This window comes from Vibrio sp. NFR, from assembly GCF_027587095.1.
In the GTDB taxonomy this organism is placed as follows: domain Bacteria; phylum Pseudomonadota; class Gammaproteobacteria; order Enterobacterales; family Vibrionaceae; genus Vibrio; species Vibrio harveyi.
In genome coordinates this window covers 589,111-611,746 of sequence record NZ_JAPPTN010000001.1, presented here as the reverse complement: position 1 = coordinate 611,746, position 22,636 = coordinate 589,111, and the positions used below count along the sequence as shown (strand labels likewise).

The window sequence follows — 22,636 nt, the reverse complement described above, 5'->3', positions numbered from 1 at the left end:
AATTTTGTTTACTTGGCTGACATACCTGCCGACAAGTATGGAATCAGAAGATCAACGACAGACTTTGCATCGACCTCTTTTTCAAACTTACTTTCTGCAATCTCGGTTAACGCTTGGCTTGATGCCATAGTGAAAACACAAGTGCCTAGTGTGAAGTGCAATCTCCAGAACAACTGTTCTTCCGTCAATTCCGAATTTGCTTTCATGATGGAAAACATAAACAGCTTTAGCACTTCCTCATATCTTGTACTAATAAACCAACGTAAATGACCTTGGACATCGGTATATCCACGACCAATTAGCAACATAAATAACGCAGTACCATTCGGACGCACATCATTCAGTGCTCTTAGAGGCAAACGTAGCGATTCAAACACTTCATCCATGTTGTAATCATCGCGCGTGTTTAACTCGATCAAAGACGTCTTAATATTTGGCATTAGCGCTTCTAGGTATCGGTCTAATACTGCCCTCACCAGCGTTTTCTTATCGCCAAAGTGGTAGTTAACCGAAGCTAGGTTGACATTCGCCTTACCAGTAATGGTTCGTAGTGATGTGTCATTGAAGCCGTATTCTGCAAATAGTCCTTCTGCTACATCGAGTATTTTTTCTTTAGTTGTACTTCTCGGGGCCATTTCAATCACTCGTATTAAACAACTGTTTGAAATATACTCCCGAAACCTGAGATTAACAAATGATTAACATCACATTTTCAAGCATTGGTCTGACCAGACAAAAGAAGTGCGAACTTAACGGAATGAATTTAAAGCGAATATTGTTTTGTGAAAAAAAATTCTAAAAAAAATGGAACTGTTTGGAATTGTCTCGGTCTGAATTACTGTAACAACTAGGGCATTTAAAGTTTCACAGGCCGTCAAACTTGTTTCTATCTAGTTGCTACATTGCTGCTTTTTCTTATTAACTCCTATGTTTGTATCCGCCCAGACAATTTTTCGTCTGGGCTTTTTTTCGTCTGTCATTTGAGTTTGCCGCCTTCACTTAACCTTGTATTACGTTGAACAAACTTCACCGATCCTCGGATACAAAAAAGCCCCCCTGTCGGGAGGCTTTCGTTAAATTATTCTATCTTAGCTTACGCTTTTTTCTCGCTTGCGACTTCTTCAGCCGCTTTCTTTGGCAAGGAGAAGTGCAGTAGTGCGTAACCAATTACAGCAGCTGTCGTTGAGCCCATCAGGATACCTAGTCGAGCGTAAGTATCAAATTCTGGACTTACATTGCCAAACGCAAGTGACGAGATGAAGATCGACATGGTGAAGCCGATACCACACAACACGGACACAGCGAAAATATGTACAAAGTTCACACCTTCTGGCAGCTTAGCCACGCCCATTTTCACTGCAGCCCAGCTAAATGTGAAGATACCAAGTGGTTTACCAACCAACAGACCCAGCGCAATACCCAGAGGCAACATTGAAGTCAGACCTGACATCGATACGCCTTCTAGTGAGATACCTGCATTTGCAAAAGCAAACAGAGGAAGAATACCGAATGCTACGTATGGGTGAAGTGCGTGCTCCATGTGTTTCAGTGGAGAGTGCTCGCCCTTCTTGCCTTTAAGTGGGATAGCGAAGCCGATAACCACACCTGCAAGTGTTGCGTGAACACCAGATTTAAGTACGGCAAACCATAGTATCGCACCGACAATCATATAAGGTGTTAGCTTGGTGACCTCTTTTGCGTTCAGCATGAACAAGACACCCGTCATGATGAAGCCGACAATCAATGCCATCGTTGATAGGTCGCCAGTGTAGAACAGCGCAATAATCACAACCACACCAAGGTCATCAATGATCGCCAACGCAAGTAGGAAAACCTTCAAGCTGATTGGAACACGCTTACCAAGAAGCGCCATGATACCTAGAGCGAACGCAATGTCTGTTGCCGCAGGAATTGCCCAGCCAGAAATCGCTTCTGCATCACCTGCGTTGAAAGCAACGTAGATAAGTGCCGGAGCTAACATACCACCTACCGCTGCAATTGCAGGGAAGATTGCGGTTTCTTTTGATTTAAGTGCGCCTTCAAGCAGCTCACGCTTTACTTCAAGACCGATTAATAGGAAGAACACAGCCATCAGGCCATCGTTGATCCAGTGAGACACTGACATACCAAATACATAAGTATGCAGCATTGCTTGATAACTTTCGCCAAGCGGTGAGTTTGCAATGGTCATAGCGATTGCTGCTGCAATCACAAGAAGGATACCGCCTGCGGATTCCATTTTGAAAAAGTCACGAATGACATCGTTCATGGTTTCGCCCTTATATTTATTATCTTAATAAACGATTAACAAAGAATGATGAGAGTGTATAGCTGCTGAAAATTTTAGAATAATCGCTTGTTTAGAGTTTAAACTTCGATTTTTCCGAGGTTTCATTTACGAAACATCGTATTTTTCAACAAGAACATAATTATTTACAAGACCTGCCTATCTCCTTATAAGCTCAATCTATTCACATAGACTACTATTAAGTTAGTATAATATCTGACTAATTTTCGTGATTAACGTGCGGTTTTACACCGAAAACTGCGTGTTTCAGTAACAAAAAAGCCACCCTTGTTGGGTGGCTTTTTCGTTGTTTCTAGTAACCGGTGAGTTGCATAAAACCCCAGGCTTCATTGGAACCCGATGCGAGTATCGGTCCTTCCCAATATGGAATCACAAAAGGAAGCCACATGTCCGATTTTATGATCCGTGTCGTTAAATTGATGTTTTGCCCGGGGACATTGATGATCCACTGAAGCGGTAGCCTTGTTCCATTAGACAAGTTAGTGACGTGCAGTGGCGTCATCGTCAGCTCTTTTTCTGTTAGGTTTATCACCTTGCCAGAACGCGTTGATAGTGTGCCGAATAAATGAGGAACCTGACCATTATGACGATAACGACTCACTGTAAGCGCTCGTCCATCATCAAGGTTAAACACAAACCAATCCCAACCTTGCTGCCCTTCGCCAATCAGACCACTTCCCCACTCCTTCTGTGTCCATCCAGAGCCTGATACCGGAATTTCACGTCCATTAAGGGTAAGGGTACCTTTGACATTGAGAAACGGCGCACTGAAGCTAAAAGACGCGATAGATTGTAGCGCATGTTTAACTTGGAACCCTTTGTCACCATTAACAACAAAAGGACCGCTCGTTGTAGTATTTAAGTCAATTGCAAACGTATCAGTCGAGACATCAAGATTTCCTGGGAATGGTGTGGAGCCAAGCGCACGCCAAGTCCAGTTGTCAATCCATAAACGGAAAGGACGATTCGTCATGCCCGCCTGCCCAATCCCTCCACGAGCGACACGCTGCTCTTTCCAAACATGCGAGCCAGAACTGACGACAATATGAGAGATAAACAATTGTGGGTTTTGCCAACCTCGAGTATCACGCTCGTCGGTAGCAACGCGGAAATAACTCCATTGAATGTTGTAAACCTTGCCGTGCTTGTCTTGCACCTTCGCAAAGTAGTTCCACCATTCATGTTGGTAGTCTGGATGAAAACGGAAATCATGCGGCAGCGAAACGTGCTCATTTGGTAGAACTGGCTCGAAGATAGTCTTACTTTCGCGCTTTAATACATCGCTGATTTCACTTTGTTCAGTTGCTGTCGCTTCCGCCCAATACGTAAAATAAAGAGTCATGCCCGCGAGGGTGACAAATACGACAAACACTAATGCAGAAAGAGATAGCAGCTTTTTGAGTTTCATGTTTTTCACTACAGCGCATCCCTCAATGACTTCATTGGCGTGCTCTTAATCATCCTGATAACAGGTAAAGCTCCTGCTATCATGATCGCCAACATTGCCCAAGCGATCGTTTGAGCGTATTCCCAAGGAATCGTCTGTAACTCTAGCGACCAACCAAATGATTGTTTAATGATGATATCAACGATCAAGTGTGCCAATGCTAAACCAAGTGGGACTGCAATGATGGCTGAGATGGTACCGAAGACAAATAACTGTAAACCACCCAACATGACTAGTTCTTTGCCTGATACACCCATACACCGCAGTAGTGAGAAGTGTCTTTGCCGAGAAAGTTCTCCCGCAAGTGTTGCAAAGAACAAACCAAATACCGCAATGATCAGAGTGATGTTGCCCAAGGTGCCTGCAATAGCAAAGGTATGGTCAAACACACGCATAGCTTGGTTGTAGATATTGTTGTTATCAAAGACTCGGTCTTGGGACAAACGGAATACGTTCTCTAATCTACGCTTCAAGCCTTCGCCATTGACATTATCTTCCAGCAAAACACCAAGTCCAACATTACCAGAGCCCGCAAACGCATACAGCCAATTTCGATGAGACATCATGATTTGGTTATATGGGTTGCCATAGTCGTAGTACACGCCAACCACTTGCCAACCTCCCCCTAAGGGAGGTTGAAGGTCGATATAGTCGCCAGGGCGAATGTCGAGCTTCAAAGCCATGGATTCACTTACCATCAAACTCTTAGAATGGTGCAAGTGATACCAGTAATTTGGAACACCTAGTTTCACCGTAAGAGAGTCCAACTCTCCTTCTGAAGAACCCGTGCTCACCACTTGTAATGCACCGCGCTCAGTAGGGACATCTTTTTCCCAACGCCACCAAACAGCATCCACTTCGGGTTGCTCTTTTAACCAAGCACTCATGCGTGCTGCTGAGTTATTAGTTGGGTAAATATAGATATCAGCCGCAAGGCGTTGGCTCAGCCACTTATCCGTTGTATCACGGAAGCTGCCCACCATGGTCTCCACGCCAATGTTCGCTGCCAATGCGAGCATAAATGCCATGGTTGCTACACCACGATAACTCATACTTGCTGCAGCATCGGCAAAGAACCAACGTACACGAACCCAACGAAGTGAATAAGAGAAGCTTTGGAACATATGCCACATCAAAAACGGCATAAACAACGCCACACTGATCAGCATGAGTGCGATAATCGCAAATCCCGACTCTTGAGTTTTTGGCGCTTGATAGACGGCAACTGCAGCTACACAGAACGCACACGCCGCGAAAGCCTGCCAAGAGAACTCTCGCCCAGCAAAACGCATCAGAGACAACCGAGAAGAAAGTCGAATCGGTTGTGACTTTAACAAGCGAATCAGCGGCCACAGACACGAAATCAAAGCGCCCATCGCTGACATTGCCAAACTGTACAGGCTCGACTCCCATGACCAGCCAATCGTCAAACCGACGTTTGCGTCATAAAGATCGCTCAAGCTTGAAGAGACAGCAGGGATAAGCTCATTTGCCAAAATAAGACCAAAGAAGTTACCACACGCCCAAGCAACAAGAACAAGGATGGTCAGTTCAAGCATAAGCGCTTGCGCCAATTGCATGCCATTCACCCCCGTTTGACGGAGGATACCAACCAAGCGCTGACGTTGAATAAAAGACAACGACATTGCTTGATAGAAGATGAATAAGCCAACTAAGAACGACAACATACCCATCGCCGTTAAGTTCATGTGGAATGCTTTTGTCAGTGACTCTAATTCGGAGCGGCTGTTACGCACCAGTGTCATACCGTTTGGCAGCATATTTTTTAGTGCCAACATTTTCTCTTCGGACATTTCACCACAAGCAATAGCGGACAAACCGGAGCTGCGCTTAAGCATACGAAGAAGAGAAATATCGGTAACGAGGCGAGTGCCAGAGAGTAAGTTGTCCGTATCGACTTTTAGCGGTCCAAGTCGACTGCCATCATTGAGCTCAATAAAGTCGCCATCATTCCATTGCATGTGTGCAGCCAGATCTTGGCTAGCAAGGATAGGATACGGAGGCTTCATTAAAGACAACATAGGAAGGTCTTTAAGTGATTTACCTTGGTGAAGCGGCAACAGCGCTACAGGATCAACGCCTACTAGCATCAGGCTTAAGTCGGCTTTCGTATCGAGATGAAGAATATCAAAAGGCGCACATTGGTTGAAACCAGCGCGACGTAATTGAATATAAAAGCCCTGAGGAATTTTGTTAGCAGAATGCTTAGTACGAATACGGTAAGGCAAAGGGTTTGAAAAAAGTTTCTCACCGGTTTCGTAGCTCTGTTTAGCGTGTTGGTTAATAGAAGTCACACCGACAAGGAGGGACACCCCGAGGGTTAAACCAAGCCAAACAAGAATGATTTGAAGTGGATAGCGACGGTAATGACCGAGTAGTGCCTTAACTACGGGCCATAACATGTAGCTGTCCTCCTTGAAGACGGATTCGACCTTCCATGTGTTCTGCCACTTTTTCACTGTGTGTCACCAGCAGCAAAGTACACTCTAACTGGCGAGCAAGACTCGTTAGCAAACGCATTACCGCTTCAGCATTACGCTCATCCAAGCTACCAGTCGGCTCATCGGCAAGCAGGATTTTCGGTTCCATGTACAAGGCACGAGCAATCGCAGCACGTTGTTGCTGACCACCAGAGACTTCCTCAGGGTAACGACCTAAAAGCGGCATAAGGTCTAGAGCTGAAAGAATTTGACGCCACAAGCCTTTATCTTCTGGTAAGCCTTTTAATTGGCGACAAAAACGGATGTTGTCAGCGATGTTCAAAGTAGGAAGTAGGTTAAACTGCTGGAAGATATTACCAATATTGTTGCGGCGGTATAGAGTTCTTAAGTGCTCTGGAGCGCTGTGCATGGCGAAACTTGGGTACTGGATCTCACCAGAATCAGCGGTATCAAGACCAGCTATCAAGTTAAGTAAGGTACTTTTACCTGAGCCACTTTCCCCCATTAATGCAACTTGTTCACCTTGTTGTAATGTTAATTCTGCCCCTTGTAGTACAGGATGAAATTCTCCCCCGTCTACATAGCCTTTACATAGGTCTGACAGTTTTAACATTGATTTTGCCGCTCAAATGGTGTTTAAAAATTGGAATCAGAATCTACACTAAAATCCTGTTGGTAGGAAGTATTTTGAATAGTTGATCACACTATCAGAGTACAAATGCAACTTGTCTCGCGACACCATTCAAGCTTCGATCAAATTTTTCATCCATTTCTTGCTCGCCATGCGGTGTAGACATGTTCCCCACTTCACCACTTCTTCGGTCAAAAACAGCAAATAAACCCACTGAGGCTCAAAACCAAGATAAATTGCACCAAAAGCAGCAAGAGGGATACTGATCACCCATTGCGCGATTAGATCTTGGTATAAACAGAACTTCACATCCCCACCCGCACGAAGTACACCAACAATAGCCATCATAGGTACAGAGCGAAGAACCACACCGATCGCAAGAATCACCATAAACTGTTCAGCTAGGTGGCGCGTTTCTGGCGTTAGAGCACTAAAGGCATCGAGAATAAGTTGGTTTGAGAGCAGAAGTAAAATCGCGACAACAACAGCTATCAACACATTGAGAATCACGGTTGCCCACGCTTGGTAGTAAACCGGACCAAAGTTCTTTGCGCCTAATTGATTACCCACCAATACCGCAGCAGCGTTAGACGAGCCAATCATCATAGCAAGAGCAATCGACTCTACGGGCGTCATTACTGACAATGCCGCTAAGCCTTGCACGCCTGCTTGTCCCATAATCGCGTGATAAGCAAACAAGCCGCCCGCCCATGCTAGGAAGTTAAATGTTGTCGGAAGGGAAAGTTTTAAGAAACGGGTGATTTTATCCAAAACTAAGCTGGCACGAATGTCATCCAAGCCAAAAGCAATGATGTGCTTTTTAAACCACAGATAACTGAATAAACAGGTTACTTCAATTGCGCCACTGATGACCGTCGCAATGGCAGCCCCTTTAATCCCCATCGCAGGAAAGCCAAATTGCCCAAAAATAAGCACCCAGTTAAGAAAGATATTAGACAGAATGCCGATGCCGCTAAAAAACGTACTTAACCCCGGTTGATGCATGGCGCGTAGACCCACCGCCATACTGGCAACACAAGCCACGGCAAACATGCTGACCGATGAGATCACCAGATAGTCGGCACCAAGACGAATCACTTCTTCTGAATCTGTTGTCAGACGCATAATGGGCTCGGGGAACAACACAAATAACACGACAGTGAAAGCCGCGAATACCATGGAGATCATCCAAGTGAGTGAAGTACTCTGGCGCACCCCCACTTTATCGCCCGCCCCCCAATATTGCGCCGTTAACAAGGCACCACCAGTTGTTACGCCAAGCAACATAATTGTAGTAACAAAGGTCGCTCTAGCTGCAACACCCACAGCCGCAATTTCTGCCTCACCCAACTGACCAAGCATCAACACGTCTACTAAGCCACGGCTGGAGAACATCATACTCTGTAAAGTAATGGGTAATGCGATAGCAAATAGTCGACGTAAAAACGACTTATCAGCATGAATAACCAATTGTGAGAAAAAAGTCATGCTCGCTCCGACGACAACTTATTGATAGAACGGGAAAAGTGTCTCATGATTATACCCAGTGGTGACTAATCCACCAGCAATAAAAGGACTCAGAATGAAAAAGGTGTTGGTACTTGGTGCTTCAGGATACATTGGTTCACAGCTTCTTCCACAACTGCTTGATAAAGGTTACATTGTCACAGCAGCAGCCCGTCATATTGACTATTTAGAATCCCGAACTCAGCCACACCCTAATCTCACACTCACTTATTTAGACCTCGCCGATGCAGAAGCGACGCTCGAAATCGTGAATGATTTTGATTTGGTTTTCTTCCTTGTGCACGGTATGGCGCAAGGTCACGACTTTGTTGAATACGAATTAAACCTCGCAGAGAACTTCAAAAATGCCCTTGAGAAAAGTCGTGTAGAACACGTTATTTACTTAAGTGCAATTCAGCCTCAAACTGGCAACTCTCAACATTTGGCAGCACGCAAAGCGACGGGAAAGATCATTCGCCAAGCCGGTGTGCCTGTTACTGAACTTAGAGCTGGCGTCATTATCGGTCCCGGTTCTGCGGCATTCGAGATCATGCGCGACTTTGTCTATAACCTGCCGATTCTAATTGCACCTAAATGGGTAGACTCCAAAGCCAACCCAATCGCCCTACCCAACCTCAATCACTATTTGCTTGAATTGGCAGAAACCAAACCAACAGAAAGTGAAATTTATGAAGTTGGTGGTCCAGATACACTAAGTTATCGCGATCAATTTGAAGTAATCTGTAAGGTCACTAAGAAACCTTACCGACTTTGGTCAACACCCCTGCTGACACCTAAAATGGCATCGTATTGGTTAGCTATTGTGACATCTGTCCCCGCAAGTATTGGTAAAGCGCTACTTGCAGGTTTGGAACACGATTACATTGCTGATACCAAAGCCATTCATGAGCGATTCCCTCAAGAGCTGATCAGCTATGAGCAGTCCGTTACAAACACCATAGCAACTGAAGGGACTTTTGTACGCAGTAATGTTTGGGGATTTGAGCCTGCAGCACTCAAACGTTGGCAACCAGGCTACGGGTACTATCCAAAACAAGCGGGAGCTAACATCAAGACCAAAGCCTCTGCGGAATCACTTTGGAAAGTCGCGCAAAAGATCGGAAGCCCGGAAAAAGGCTATTACTTTGCCAATCTCCTTTGGCGAACCCGCGAGTGGCTTGATATCTTCTTTGGTGGTGGGAAACCTATTCGAGTTTCACCACCAGGACCAGAGCTTAAGGTGGGTGACTTCATTGATTCATGGAAAGTCATTCGCTGTGAAGAGAACCTGTTCCTCTCACTGTTCTTTGGAATGAAAGGACCGGGACTTGGTCGTTTGGAAATCACGATTAAAGACGATGGCGAAGAGCGTGAGTTCGACATTACCGCATGGTGGCACCCACAAGGCTTTCCGGGCTTACTTTACTGGTTTGCGATGATGCCCGCGCACCTATTTATCTTTAAAGGAATGGTGAAAGCCATCGCCAAAGAAGCAGAAGTGCTGGAAAGCCAAAGCAAAGTCTAACCTGACGGTTAAGGCAATAATCGGCGGATATTTTCTAGATGAGCAAGTATTTCTTGCTTGTCATAAAGTGTATCCGCCTTTGCTGATGTGCTTTGTCGTTCAACCAAGCTGACAGGCAATACTTCTGACACAACGCCTTGTCCTTTTTCCATCTGGCTCAGCACTAACTTGACCGCCCTTCGTCCAAGTTCGTTGAAATCTTGCTTAATCGTTGTCAGAGGGGGTGAGAAAAATTGGCTATCTTGAATGCCATCAAACCCAACCACAGACACGGTTTTAGGGACATTAATACCCGCCTCCGAAAGCGCACATAACACGCCAAGCGCCATCTGATCATTCGCCACCAATACAGCATCAAAAGGTACACCTTTTAACACGGCGTCTTTAACTGCGTTGTAGCCACTGGCAGCTTGCCAGTCCCCCTCATAGAATGCCGTTTGCATCAGTCCACGCTGCTGAATCTGTGACTGCCACTCTTGGTAACGAATCTGAGAAGCCGTGGATGCCTTGGGTCCAGAAATGCACACAAAAGATTCGCGTTTGTGCTCAATCAAATGGGAGATCGCCAAATTTGCCCCAGATTTATGATCACAACTGAGAGAATTAACGGGCGTCCCCTCGGGTACATCGATAAAAACCAGCGTGAGCTGACTGAACTGCTCCACTAGGGTCTCTGCCATCTCTCTGGTTACTGGGGCGTTGATGATAATGGCATCAACTTGTTGGGCAATAAGCTCTCGGATTGCACTACGGAATTCCTCAATGGAGTTGTCACCTAACACTGCCAGCGCCGTCGCGTAATCCATCTCATGTGCTTGGTTGCGAACGCCATTAGCAATAAGAGCCACACCGTGCAGTGAGATATCCAAAGAGACAATACCGATGATCCGCGACTTCGCTCGGCTCAACATTTGTGCCCCTTTGTTCGGCACGTATCCAAGCTTTTTGATTGCGTCGTTAACTCGCTTTCGTGTTTCTTCTGCGACGTTATCCGCGCCGTTGGTTACGCGCGATACGGTTTGCGTCGAGACACCTGCTAACCGTGCAACATCTTTAAACGTAACTGCCACTGCGTTCTCCTATTCTGATTTGCTGTTCACTCTACCAAATTTATTCGAATGTTCTCGTGAACAATGTCGTAAAAAACATGAAAAAATGTTCCCGAAAACAGCAGATCTAGCACACAAAACTGCGTTCTAAAACCTGTTCAAAGTCACATTTAAACGGCTATTTAATCGAAATAAAACCAAACAAGCGCATGATTATTTGCAGACTAAATGTTTGCGAAAACAGAGAAACAACATGCAAAAAATTGTTCACTTAAAATCCAAGAATCACAGCATGATCATTAAAGTGGATCGTGTTCCTGAAATCCTTCATTGGGGCGCAAAAATCGCTCAGATCGATCCCGATTTAATGCTCTCAACCGAACGTCCTATCTCGCAAGCTCGTCTTGATGTCGACGTACCTTTATCACTCTGCCCTGAGCTGGGTAGTGGTCACTTTAATGCGCCTGGGATTGAGGGACATCGCAATGGCGAAGACTGGGCTCCCGTGTTCACAACCACATCCATAGAGCACGATGACAACAGCGCGACATTTACCCTGCAAGATGACATTGCCGGTCTTGAATTATTGATTGAGCTACAACTGGACTTTAACAGTGATGTGGTACAAAAACGCATCACCGTAAAAAACACAACTGCCGGTGAGTATTGCTTGGGTAAGCTCTCCTCTACCCTGCCACTTCCTAACCATGCAAACGAGCTGATGACGTTTCACGGACGCTGGTGCCATGAGTTTCAAACTCAGCGTTTGAGCTTTGAGCATGGTGGCTTTATGCAAGAAAACCGTCGCGGTCGCACCTCTCACGAAAACTTCCCAGGTTTGTTCGCAGGCACTAATGGCTTTAGTGAACAATTGGGACAAGTTTGGGGCTTCCACCTTGGTTGGAGTGGTAACCATCAACTGCGTGCCGATGTTCGTAGTGACGGTCGCCGTTTTGTTCAAGCAGGTGAACTGCTGTTGTCTGGTGAAAAGCGCCTACAAAGCGGTGAAACCTACCAATCACCATGGCTTTACGCGACATACAGTAACTCGGGTTTGAATGGAATATCAGAGCGATTCCACCAGTTTGTTCGTGCCAATATTATTCAATTTCCAAACAACAAGCCTCGTCCTGTTCACTTAAACACCTGGGAGGGCATCTACTTCGATCATAAACCCGAATACATCATGCAGATGGCAACCGAAGCTGCCGAGATGGGTGTCGAGCGCTTCATCATTGATGATGGTTGGTTCATAGGTCGTGATGGCGAACGCGCTGCACTCGGTGACTGGTACTTGGATGAAACAAAGTACCCAAATGGTCTTGAGCCTGTCATCGAGCACGTAAACAACAAAGGCATGGGGTTTGGTCTTTGGGTTGAGCCAGAGATGGTCAGCCAAGATTCAAATCTATATCGCCAACACCCAGATTGGGTATTGGGTCTGCAAGGCTACCACCAGCCCTCCGGTCGCTGGCAATACGTCTTGGATTTGCAAAACCAAGATTGCTTCAACTACCTGTTTGAACGTTTGAATGACTTACTGACTCGTTACAACATCGGCTACCTGAAATGGGACATGAACCGTGAATTGGTTCAACCGGGGCATCAAGGTAAACCAGCTGTACATGGTCAAACGAAAGCGCTTTACCGCTTGCTGGACGAGCTTCAAGCAGCGCACCCTGCGGTTGAAATTGAGTCTTGCTCTTCGGGTGGTGGTCGTATTGATTTTGAAATCCTTAAACGCACTCACCGTTTCTGGGCTTCTGATTGTAACGATGCGCTGGAACGTCAAGCGATTCAGCGTGGTATGAGCTACTTCTTCCCACCTGAAGTCATGGGCGCTCACATTGGTCCTGCAGAGTGTCACTCAACCAATCGTCGTCATGCGATCAACATGCGTGGTGTGACAGCGTTAAGCGGCCACATGGGTGTGGAGCTCGATCCAGTAAAAGAAAGCGCGGAAGAAAAACAAGCGTTTGCTCATTACATTCAACTGCACAAACAGTATCGCGATTTGCTTCATTCTGGACGTACTTTCCGCATCGATCCTGCCGATCAAAACCAGAACATCTATGGCGTTGAGAACGGGCAAGAAATGCTGATTACGGTGTGTCAGTTGGCAATGCCAAATCATGCGCTGCCATCTCCACTTCGCGTTAGCTGTGCGGATGAAAACGCCCGTTACGAAGTCAAGATTGTTGAAATGCCAAAAACCAGCTTCCAGTTGATGAAGCAACGTCCGCAATGGCTAGACAAAACCCTGACACTAAGTGGCGATAACTTAAAGGAAATTGGGGTGACGCTTCCGATTCTCGACCCTGAATCGGCACTGATTGTACACCTTAAGAAAATTTAAACCTCTATCTGTGCCCTCTAACGACCGGGTTTCAACTTCGCGTTGTTCCTGATAAAACACTCCTATACGCGCTAGAGGGACACCCTACAACTAACAAGCAAAACTTAATTGCTTAACTTGTTAAGGAAACAAAATGTCTATTACAGTATTACTTTCGTTCTTGCTGTTTACAGGCTTTGTTGTGGTGTTCACTTACAGCAAAGTTAAAAACGATAAACACACCTCTCAAGATGGCTTCTTCCTTGGTGGACGAAGCTTAACAGGTGGGCTGATTGCCAGCTCCTTGATTCTTACCAACCTGAGTGCTACTAGCTTTGTTGGCATGAGTGCACAATCATACACCCACAACATGAGTGTGATGGGCTGGGAAGTGGCATCTGGCGTTACACTGGTTATCATTGCGCTGCTGCTTGTTCCTCGCTACCTTAAGCAAGGCATCACCACCATTCCTGACTTCTTAGAAAGTCGTTACGACATGTCGGTGAAGAAGTTCGTTACCCTGTTGTTCTTGTGCCAATACGTCATCAACATTCTACCTACCACTCTTTACGCTGGCGCTGTGGTACTGGGCGAAATCTTTGATGTGCAAGGTTTATTGGGTATTTCTGAGTTCAGCTCTATCGCCCTTATTTCTGCCACTATCGGTTTGCTGGGTTTCTTCTACGCGATTTACGGCGGTCTAAAAGCCGTGGTAATTGCAGACACGATCAATGGCGTAGGCTTGATCACCGGCGGTTTGATGATCCCTGTATTTGGTCTGATGGCATTAGGCGGCGGTAACTTTATGGAAGGTTTAGACGTATTGCTGACTGCCGCCCCAGAAAAGCTGCAATCCGTAGGTAAAGAAACCGATCCACTGCCGTTCTCTACCCTGTTCACAGGTCTATTGTTGGTGAACTTGTACTACTGGGGTACTGACCAATCTATTATCCAACGTGCACTTGGCGCGAAGAACCTGAAAGAAGGTCAGAAAGGTGTGATTCTCGCGGGTGCGATTAAAGTTATCTCTCCACTTTTCCTAATCATTCCCGGAATCATTGCGTTCCATATGTTTGGCGCAGATGCAGGCAACCCAGACACGATGTACACACGCTTGGTGAACGAGGTATTGCCTAAGCCGCTTGTTGGTTTCTTTGTTGCGGTCATGTTCGGCGCAATCCTAAGTACCTTTAACGGTGTATTGAACAGCTCAACAACCTTGTTTGCTTTGAACGTTTACAAGCCACTATTTGGCAAAGGCAAATCGGATGAAGAGTTAGTCGGGAAAGGTCGTATCTTCGGCGTTATCATTGCGATCATTTCGGTCTGTATTGCCCCTTTCATCATGTACGCACCAGAAGGCTTGTTCCAATACCTACAAATGGTTGCGGGCTTCTTTAGTGTGCCTATCTTCACCATCGTATTTGTAGGCTACATTTCCAAACGTGTACCGGCTATTGCCGCTAAAGTTGCTTTGGTCGTATTTGTTAGCTCTTACGCTGCGATGCAATTGGTCTTTGGTACACCAATCCACTTCCTACACCAATTGGCGATTCTATTCGTCGTGTGTACTGCTCTGATGTTTGCGATTGGTCACTTCATGCCACGTGAAACAGACTACGTAATGCCTGTAAATGAGAATATCGATGTGACGCCGTGGTCATTCCGCTTTGAAGCATCAGCGGTCATCATCTACATGGTATTGGGCGCTTACGTAATGTTCTCAGACTTCGGTTTTGTCTCAAGCGATCCGACTATCATGCAAGTGTACGGGTTCTGTGGTCTGGTCTTGATGTTCGGTGTGGTTTCTAACTACTTCATCAAGCGTAGAAAGCATAAGCAAGTGACTAAACTGAATGACATGTACATGCCATAAATAAGATCGATAAGTCACGGATATAAAAAATCGGAGCACAGGCTCCGATTTTTTATGATGCGATAGATAAATTAGTCTGCTTTAAATGACAGTGGAATCTCTGCCAATTGATTGCCTTCGTTCGCAGGGAAGATAAGGTACTCACCGTGGTATTTCACCATCGATTTGTAGTCAGTGACCTTGTGCACCATGTAACCTGCTTGCGATGCTTTCTCAACGAACTCTGCGTGGTTACCGCGAACAAACCAACTCATCGGTTTTACCAACAGCTCACCATCAAAACAGCTTTCACACTGGTCAGCACATAAGGCTAGTGAGTTTTGACCTTCAGTGTAGATTTGTACTTTACCGCAGCCAACTAACTGCTCAGAAGTTGACACTTCCCAGCCCGCTTGCTCCATCGCATCAAGAAACGCTTCAATGTCAGAATCTTTGATCACTTTAGACTCTTCACCTTCAGGGAAAAACTGCGCGTAAAAGCCTGAGATGCGTTTAAAGATAAATAGCAAACCAGCATCGTTGCCTTTTGAGCGACCTGCTTTTTGCCAACGCGTTAGATCATCACCCACAGTGCGACCAAAACGCTGTGATTTCAGCGCCTTGGTTACCCAACGAACCAAGTAATGATTGTTCGCTACTGGTGCATTTGCCAATTTACCAGAGCGATGCTCTTGGTCTAAATCTGCCAAAGCAGCGTTAACTAAGTTTTGAATTTCTTTGGTGTAATTAGACATTACGCCTTTCTTCCTAAAGTCCAATAAAACAGTGCAGACAGCACTGAACAAGCAAACATAACAACGATCATCGGCCACGCAACGCCACCGGGCATTGCTGCAACAAGCGCACCAATCAATGAACCTGTGCCAAAGCGCAGAGTACCAGCAAGTGAAGATGCAGTGCCTGCCATCGTTGGGTAGCCACTTAACAGCAGCGCCATCGAGTTACTACCAATCGTAGACAAGGTTCCAATAAACAGCACTACAAATGGCACGATGCCCCACAAACCAAGATCAAGCATCCAACCAGCAAACAGTCCAATACCAGCAATCAACTGGATGGTTAGACCGAAGCGCAGCATAAAATGGGAACCGACCTTTTTCACCATGCGACCATTGAGACTGGTCATGATGATCATTGCCACAATGTTCAAGCCAAATAGGTAACCAAATTGGTCTGGCCGAACACCGTATAAATCGATATATATAAATGAACCCGCAGTCAGGAATGCAAACATGCCTGAGAACGAGAACGCACCTGAGAGCATTAACCCTAACGCTTCAGGGTTAGAACACAGACGTGCATAGTTACGAATCGTGGTTCTGAATCTTAATGGCTGACGGTTTTCTGGTTTCAATGTCTCTGGAATCATCCATAGAACAAGCAAGATCACCACAACCGCGAAGATAGCGAGCACCCAAAAGATTGAACGCCAACCGAACCAGATCGCGAGGTGACCACCAATCATCGGTGCAACCAAAGGTGCAATCGTGATCACCAACGTCACGAATGACATTGCACGCGCAAAATCTTCACGGTCAAACATGTCTCGTACAACCGCTTGGATAATCACAGCCGCTGCCGCACCCGCAAAACCTTGTGCCGTACGCACATAAGTAAGCGCATCAATACCGTTAGTCGTTGCACTGACTACCGCTGCCAAACCAAAAAAGAGCACACCTAAAATGAGTACAGGTCGGCGACCATAGCTGTCGGCTAACGGACCATGAATCAGCTGACCTATTGCGAAGCCTGCTGTATAAGCCGTTAACGTAATCTGTACAGCACCTGCGGTTACACCAAGATCTTTAGCGATGGTTGGCATAGCCGGCAAATACATATCGATAGCAAGTGGCGTCAACGCACCAATTGCACCGAGTACAAGGAACAATAAAAAACTGATTTGTGACTGGGGAGCACTTTGGGCTTTTTCTGTCATTGCCTTACCTCTTGTTGTGTCCTCCCATCAACATTCCACATTGATTGAGATAGATGATTGACGCTTCCCTTACCCCGAATCCGTAACAATCACGGAGACAGTGCATAGTATCCTTACTATTGAGAAGATCATAAAAGACGAAAGTATACCAAGGCGGTCTTGCCTAACTCGACGCTAAAACCTGCATGATGAGTATGCAGAACGAAAAAGTAACCGAGCTAAAACGAAGAGGCGATGACGTTAACACCGTCTGTACTTATCGTCAGTAAGGACCAACAAGAGAAAAGACTTTTCTCAGATTAAATACAGTTCTGCCTGCGTTTATGAGCGGCGAATGCGCGTCTTGTTCAGACACTAAGACTTATTTGGTAGGAATCCCCATTCTGAGCGATTTCCTACCAAAACACTAGTTCCTATCAGGAATTAAACAATTTCCCAGAACAGCAATTACTTCCAACCAGAGTGAATCATTTCACTACTGATTCGACTTCTTCTTCTGTTAAGAATCGGTAATCACCCGGCTCAAGCGCTTCATCAAGCACAATTGAACCAATACGCTCACGGTGAAGGTGTTCAACCTTGTTGCCGAGCGCAGCAAACATACGCTTCACTTGGTGGTATTTACCTTCCACAATCGTTAACAGCACTTCGTTTTCAGCTTCGTTTACAATTTCAAGGTGGGCAGGCAATGTTGGTTCGCGTTCATTACGTAACTCAATACCTTCGGCAAACTTTTCAACGTAATCAGGTTGAATCGCATCCACAAGCCATACGCGGTACGTCTTTTCACATTTGTGTTTTGGCGACGTAATACGGTGGGACCATTGACCATCGTCAGTGATCAACACAAGACCAGTAGTGTCCACATCCAAGCGACCAGCAAAGTGTAGGTTTTCTACCTTTGGCTCATCAAGCAACACGAATGCGGTTGGGTTATGCCCATCTTCATGTGAACACACAAAGTCCGCAGGCTTGTACAACATAATGTAACGAGGACCAGGAGCACCAACTTCGCGCCCTTCCCACTCAACCACACCACCTTCTGGCACTTTGAAAGCACCACTCTTTTGTACTTCGCCATCAACGGTCACTTCGCCACTTTTGATGATCTTCGTTGCCTGCTTGCGAGTCGCACCCAGCCCATCACACAAATATTTATCTAAACGCATGAATACCTCTAATGTTTAAGGTCGGGTATTATAGCGATCCTAATTCGAATAGTTGAGCAATTTCACAGATTTTCATGTACACCCTTCGACCATACCAAGCCGACTCTGTTAAAGCGGTGATTCACTATTTTCGTAAACACACCACACCAGCAGTCATTGTGCTGCCTACAGGTGCAGGTAAAAGCTTGGTCATTGCAGAGCTAGCAAGACTTGCCAAAGGGCGCGTCCTAGTACTTGCTCATGTAAAAGAGCTGGTGGAACAGAACCACGCTAAGTACGAAGGCTATGGACTGAAAGGCTCAATATTCTCAGCGGGTCTTGGACGTAAAGAAACCGATCAGCAAGTGGTGTTTGCTTCTGTACAATCAGTAGTGCGCAATCTGGACTCTTTCAAGAATCAATTTTCCTTGTTAGTGATTGATGAATGCCATCGCGTGCCAGACGAAAAAACCAGTAGCTACCAAAAAGTAATCACGCACCTAAGAGAACTCAACCCAGGCATTAAAGTTTTGGGTTTAACCGCAACCCCATACCGCTTAGGCATGGGCTGGATCTATCAGTATCACACCCGTGGACAAGTTCGCACGGAAGAGTCACGCTTTTTCCGTGACTGTATCTTCGAACTCCCTATCCGTTACTTACTGGATGAAAACTTCTTAACACCAGCTCGCATGATGGACGCGCCAGTCCTATCTTATGACTTCTCACAACTCAAACCAGCAAACACAGGTCGATACAAAGAAGCTGAGATGGACATGGTGATCGACAAAGCTAAGCGAGCGACACCACAGATCGTTGAACAAATCATTCAATACGCCAAAGAACGCAAAGGCGTAATGGTATTTGCAGCTACAGTTCGCCATGCACAAGAAATCCATGGTTTATTGCCTGAAGGCGAAACCGCGATTGTGATTGGTGACACGCCAACACCAGAGCGCGATGCCATTATTCAGTCGTTCAAGAATCGTGAGATAAAGTACTTGGTTAACGTGTCCGTTTTAACCACGGGCTTCGATGCACCACATGTGGATTTAATCGCGATTCTGCGCCCAACCGAGTCGGTCAGCTTGTATCAGCAAATTGTTGGTCGTGGTTTGCGTCTGTCGGAAGGCAAATCAGAATGTCTCGTACTGGATTACGCTGGCAACAGCTATGATTTATATCAGCCTGAAGTGGGCGATCCGAAGCCAGATTCCACTAGCGAAATCATCACCATCCCTTGCCCCGCTTGCGGCTTTAATAACAACTTCTGGGGAAAACTGGATAGCAATGGTTTTTTGCTGGAGCACTTTGGTCGTCGTTGCCAAGGATATTTTGAGGACGATGAGACCGGAGAACGTGAGCATTGCGGTTATCGATTTAGAGCTAAATATTGCGGCGAATGTGGCGCTGATAACGACATTGCAGCGCGTATTTGTCATGAGTGTGATGCCACGCTGGTTGATCCAGACAAAAAGCTCAAGGAAGCATTGAACCTAAAAGATGCGCTGATCTTTGAATGTACCGAGATGGACTTGTCAGTATTTAAGTCCAGTGATGGCAAATCACAGTTGAAAGTGACGTATTCCGGTGAAACCTATCAAGGAGAAGGAAATGCATTGGTTCACGAATTCTGGTCACTGAATACCAAAAAACAGAAGCAAATCTTCAAAGACCAGTTTGTACGCCCTCACCTTGCTGATAAACATCGTCCATTTGAAGAGGCGTCGCCAACCAGAGTCGTGGCAAACCAGCATCGTTTCCGTCTGCCACAATTCGTGATTGCTAGAAAGTCAGGGCGTTTTTGGAAACTGCGCGATAAGATCTTTGACGACGAACTAAGATAAGCGAATGCTCACGAATTCACTTTCTGTTCATGTACAGCACGATATAATCGTCGTAACTCATTGAAAAAGGCTTTGCTATGTCTACCTCCTTCACTCCGCGCAAACTTCCCGTGCTGCTAGGCTTAGTGCCACTTTTATTGTCAGCACCAAGTTTTGCATCTCACCATGATCATCATGATGAAAAAGATGGTCATGCCATCGTTCGTGACGTTGAGAAACCGGGAACTCGAATTGAATTCGATGAAGATCAAGATGAAGTCTATCGTGCCGTTCAAAAAGGTTACATTCGCCCATTCTCCGATATGTACGCAGCAGTGGAGAATGATTTGTATGGGCGTATTATTAAAGTTGAACTTGAAGAAGACGATGACGAATGGGTTTACGAGCTGAAAATCTTGTTCAATGACAGTGTGATAAAAGTGGAATACGACGCTGCCACACTAGAGATGCTCGAGATCAAAGGGCGTAACTTCAATAAAGCTCTTAAGCCGCAGTAATCGATATCCAAACATAATTAGAAGAAAGAATATGAAAATACTTGTTGTCGAAGATGAACCTCGCCTAGGCGAACAGATTTTAGAAACGTTGGAAAACAATGGCTGGGTACCAGAACTTTCCCAAGATGGTATCGACGCGCTTTACCGTGCGACCTCTGAAGAATGGGATGCAATTGTGCTCGATCTAGGTTTACCAAAACTAGATGGGCTAACGGTCCTTAAAGGTATTCGAGACGAAAACATTAATACGCCAGTTGTTATTTTGAGTGCCCGTGACACATTATCTCAACGTGTTGAGGGTTTGAATGCCGGAGCCGACGATTATCTAACCAAACCATTTGAAATGGTCGAGCTAACGGCTCGCCTTCGCGCTCAATTACGCCGTGCTTCAGGTAACGCCTCACCTGTCATGCAGATTGGTGATTTAAGTTTAGATACGCGCTCATCAAAAGTGCTGTGGCAAGGGCAAGCAGTAAGCTTAACCGCGTTAGAATATAAAGTGGTCGCGTACTTCATGCACAACCCAGAAAAAGTCATTTCTCGTACCGAGTTGGTAGAACACATCTACAAGCAAGACTTCGACCGTGATTCAAACACCATCGAAGTGTTTATCGGTCGTATTCGCAAGAAGATCGCCCCAAAAATCATCAAAACCGTCCGCGGTTTAGGGTATCAATTGAATGCGGAATAGAAGCAAACTTCCCATGCACATTCTTAAGCGGCTGAGCATCAAAAGCCGCTTAGTGCTAGCGGCGGTCGTTTGGCTCACAGCGATGATCCTCGCGGCGGGCGTCACGATCCCAACCCAAGTTTACAGCTATATGGTGGACGACACTCGCTCCCAATTGAATGTTTACATGGACGAGATTGCCGCCCAGCTCGAAGTCGACAGTAAAGGTCAACTCACCCTTCCTACTCAACTTTCCGACCCAAGATTTAATCGTCCATACAGTGGTCTTTACTGGAGCGCATCAACGGACACAAGCCTAGAACGTTCGCGTTCACTATGGGATAAGAAAATTGAGTACAAAGGATTGGATAAAGACGCCTTTGGCGCACGTGATGAAAAACTTATCACGTTGAAAAAGACCCTTTATCTACCGGATTACGATGGTCCCATTGATGTCATCATTGGCATTGACGAAGATCCAATTGAAGGCACGATTCAGTCTTTAACTGGGCAGCTTTGGATCATTTTAGGATTGCTCTTTGCTGGTGTTCTTGCGGTTATCTTGCTGCAAATCGCCTGGTCATTGAGTCCGCTAACCAAGCTGCAAAGAGAGTTAGCCGAACTGAAATCAGGCAACAAGAAAGGCTTGGAAGAAGAGTACCCAAAAGAAATCTCACCTTTGATTTCTGACCTTAATGCCCTGCTCTTTCACTATCAAGAGCTACTTGAACGTGCACGCAATCATGCAGGAAACTTATCTCACGCGCTGAAAACACCACTTTCGGTTTTAAAAAACGAAGTGCAAAACTTCACGCCTGAAGAACAAGAACGCTTGAACGCGCCAATCACACAGATCCAACAACACATCGATTACCACTTAGGTCGCGCTCGTATGGCTGGCTCAATGAACATTCTTTCGGTGAAATCGAACCCTTCAGAGCGCGTTGATGCCATATCCATGGCGTTTGACAAGGTCTACGCACATCGTGACGTCACGCTGATTAACGAGCTTGATTCTGAATTGAACGTCGCCGTAGAAAAAACCGATCTGGATGAAATGGTGGGAAACTTACTGGAAAATGGCTACAAATGGGCGAACAGCATCATTCGTGTTCATTCAACGTTAGATAAAGACAACATTCATATCATTGTTGAAGACGACGGTCCGGGTATTCCTCCTGAGCAATTATGCCAAGTAATAAAGCGTGGCTACCGTCTGGATGAAACAACGCCAGGATCCGGTTTAGGTTTAAACATTGTCAGTGAAATGGCGCACAGTTACCGCGGTCAACTTGAATTATCAGAGAGTAAAATGGGAGGGTTAAAAGCCACCTTGATTCTGCAAAAGAGCCGCGCTTAAGTCAGCTTACATCAGTCACTCACAGTATTACTTTAAAAT

Annotated in this window: 17 protein-coding genes; 7 read left to right on the top strand and 10 right to left on the bottom strand. The window is 45.8% G+C overall.

Annotation, left to right across the window (positions count from 1 at the left end):
- Positions 1-8 precede the first annotated feature (8 nt).
- From OH463_RS02730 to OH463_RS02705, 6 genes are all read right to left on the bottom strand, one after another.
- Positions 9-635 (bottom strand): TetR/AcrR family transcriptional regulator, encoded by a 627-nt coding sequence (locus OH463_RS02730; protein WP_005444555.1) that lies wholly within the window; start codon positions 633-635, stop codon positions 9-11.
- Positions 636-1,093: 458 nt separating this feature from the next.
- On the bottom strand, positions 1,094-2,269 hold the full coding sequence (gene nhaA / locus OH463_RS02725; RefSeq protein WP_005444559.1) for a Na+/H+ antiporter NhaA: 1,176 nt from the start codon (positions 2,267-2,269) through the stop codon (positions 1,094-1,096).
- Positions 2,270-2,600: 331 nt separating this feature from the next.
- Complete coding sequence (locus OH463_RS02720) at positions 2,601-3,725, bottom strand: lipocalin-like domain-containing protein (RefSeq protein ID WP_182878416.1); 1,125 nt, start codon at positions 3,723-3,725, stop codon at positions 2,601-2,603.
- Positions 3,725-6,178 (bottom strand): ABC transporter permease, encoded by a 2,454-nt coding sequence (locus OH463_RS02715; protein WP_009698130.1) that lies wholly within the window; start codon positions 6,176-6,178, stop codon positions 3,725-3,727. The genes OH463_RS02720 and OH463_RS02715 overlap by 1 nt, the downstream gene beginning before the upstream one ends.
- A complete protein-coding gene (locus OH463_RS02710; protein WP_005428554.1) occupies positions 6,159-6,830 on the bottom strand; it encodes an ABC transporter ATP-binding protein in 672 nt (223 codons plus the stop codon). The genes OH463_RS02715 and OH463_RS02710 overlap by 20 nt, the downstream gene beginning before the upstream one ends.
- 129 nt (positions 6,831-6,959) lie before the next feature.
- A complete protein-coding gene (locus OH463_RS02705) occupies positions 6,960-8,336 on the bottom strand; it encodes an MATE family efflux transporter (protein WP_069687022.1) in 1,377 nt (458 codons plus the stop codon).
- Positions 8,337-8,430: 94 nt separating this feature from the next.
- Here OH463_RS02705 and OH463_RS02700 point away from each other — a divergent pair, with 94 nt between their 5' ends.
- Complete coding sequence (locus OH463_RS02700; RefSeq protein ID WP_269990442.1) at positions 8,431-9,879, top strand: DUF2867 domain-containing protein; 1,449 nt, start codon at positions 8,431-8,433, stop codon at positions 9,877-9,879.
- 8 nt (positions 9,880-9,887) lie between these two features.
- Here OH463_RS02700 and OH463_RS02695 read toward each other — a convergent pair whose 3' ends face one another.
- Entirely contained in the window at positions 9,888-10,949 is a 1,062-nt protein-coding gene (locus tag OH463_RS02695) for a LacI family DNA-binding transcriptional regulator (RefSeq protein WP_269990440.1), read from the bottom strand.
- 232 nt (positions 10,950-11,181) lie between these two features.
- Here OH463_RS02695 and OH463_RS02690 point away from each other — a divergent pair, with 232 nt between their 5' ends.
- Positions 11,182-13,284: an alpha-galactosidase gene (locus tag OH463_RS02690; RefSeq protein ID WP_269990438.1), complete on the top strand. Its 2,103-nt coding sequence runs from the start codon at positions 11,182-11,184 to the stop codon at positions 13,282-13,284.
- Positions 13,285-13,417: 133 nt separating this feature from the next.
- Positions 13,418-15,139 carry a solute:sodium symporter family transporter gene (locus OH463_RS02685; RefSeq protein WP_050933888.1) on the top strand — a complete coding sequence of 574 codons (1,722 nt, stop codon included), beginning with the start codon at positions 13,418-13,420 and terminating at the stop codon, positions 15,137-15,139.
- A gap of 71 nt (positions 15,140-15,210) precedes the next feature.
- Here OH463_RS02685 and OH463_RS02680 read toward each other — a convergent pair whose 3' ends face one another.
- The 3 genes from OH463_RS02680 to rsuA all read right to left on the bottom strand — a co-directional run bounded on the left by OH463_RS02680 (position 15,211) and on the right by rsuA (position 18,244).
- Entirely contained in the window at positions 15,211-15,873 is a 663-nt protein-coding gene (locus tag OH463_RS02680; RefSeq protein ID WP_009702485.1) for a DUF2913 family protein, read from the bottom strand.
- Positions 15,873-17,075, bottom strand: coding sequence for a Bcr/CflA family multidrug efflux MFS transporter (locus tag OH463_RS02675; protein WP_005450614.1), 1,203 nt, complete (start codon positions 17,073-17,075; stop codon positions 15,873-15,875). Before OH463_RS02675 ends, OH463_RS02680 begins: the two co-directional genes overlap by 1 nt.
- A gap of 467 nt (positions 17,076-17,542) precedes the next feature.
- Entirely contained in the window at positions 17,543-18,244 is a 702-nt protein-coding gene (rsuA, locus tag OH463_RS02670; protein ID WP_005450615.1) for a 16S rRNA pseudouridine(516) synthase RsuA, read from the bottom strand.
- Positions 18,245-18,318: 74 nt separating this feature from the next.
- On the opposite strand from rsuA, the gene OH463_RS02665 reads away from it, so the two are divergent.
- The 4 genes from OH463_RS02665 (at position 18,319) to OH463_RS02650 (ending at position 22,597) form a co-directional block, all read left to right on the top strand.
- Positions 18,319-20,070 (top strand): DEAD/DEAH box helicase, encoded by a 1,752-nt coding sequence (locus OH463_RS02665; protein ID WP_009698138.1) that lies wholly within the window; start codon positions 18,319-18,321, stop codon positions 20,068-20,070.
- A gap of 77 nt (positions 20,071-20,147) precedes the next feature.
- Positions 20,148-20,567, top strand: coding sequence for a PepSY domain-containing protein (locus tag OH463_RS02660; protein ID WP_005450617.1), 420 nt, complete (start codon positions 20,148-20,150; stop codon positions 20,565-20,567).
- 31 nt (positions 20,568-20,598) lie between these two features.
- A complete protein-coding gene (locus OH463_RS02655; RefSeq protein WP_005442273.1) occupies positions 20,599-21,258 on the top strand; it encodes a response regulator transcription factor in 660 nt (219 codons plus the stop codon).
- A complete protein-coding gene (locus OH463_RS02650) occupies positions 21,248-22,597 on the top strand; it encodes an ATP-binding protein (protein ID WP_045488294.1) in 1,350 nt (449 codons plus the stop codon). Before OH463_RS02655 ends, OH463_RS02650 begins: the two co-directional genes overlap by 11 nt.
- Positions 22,598-22,636: the final 39 nt, after the last annotated feature.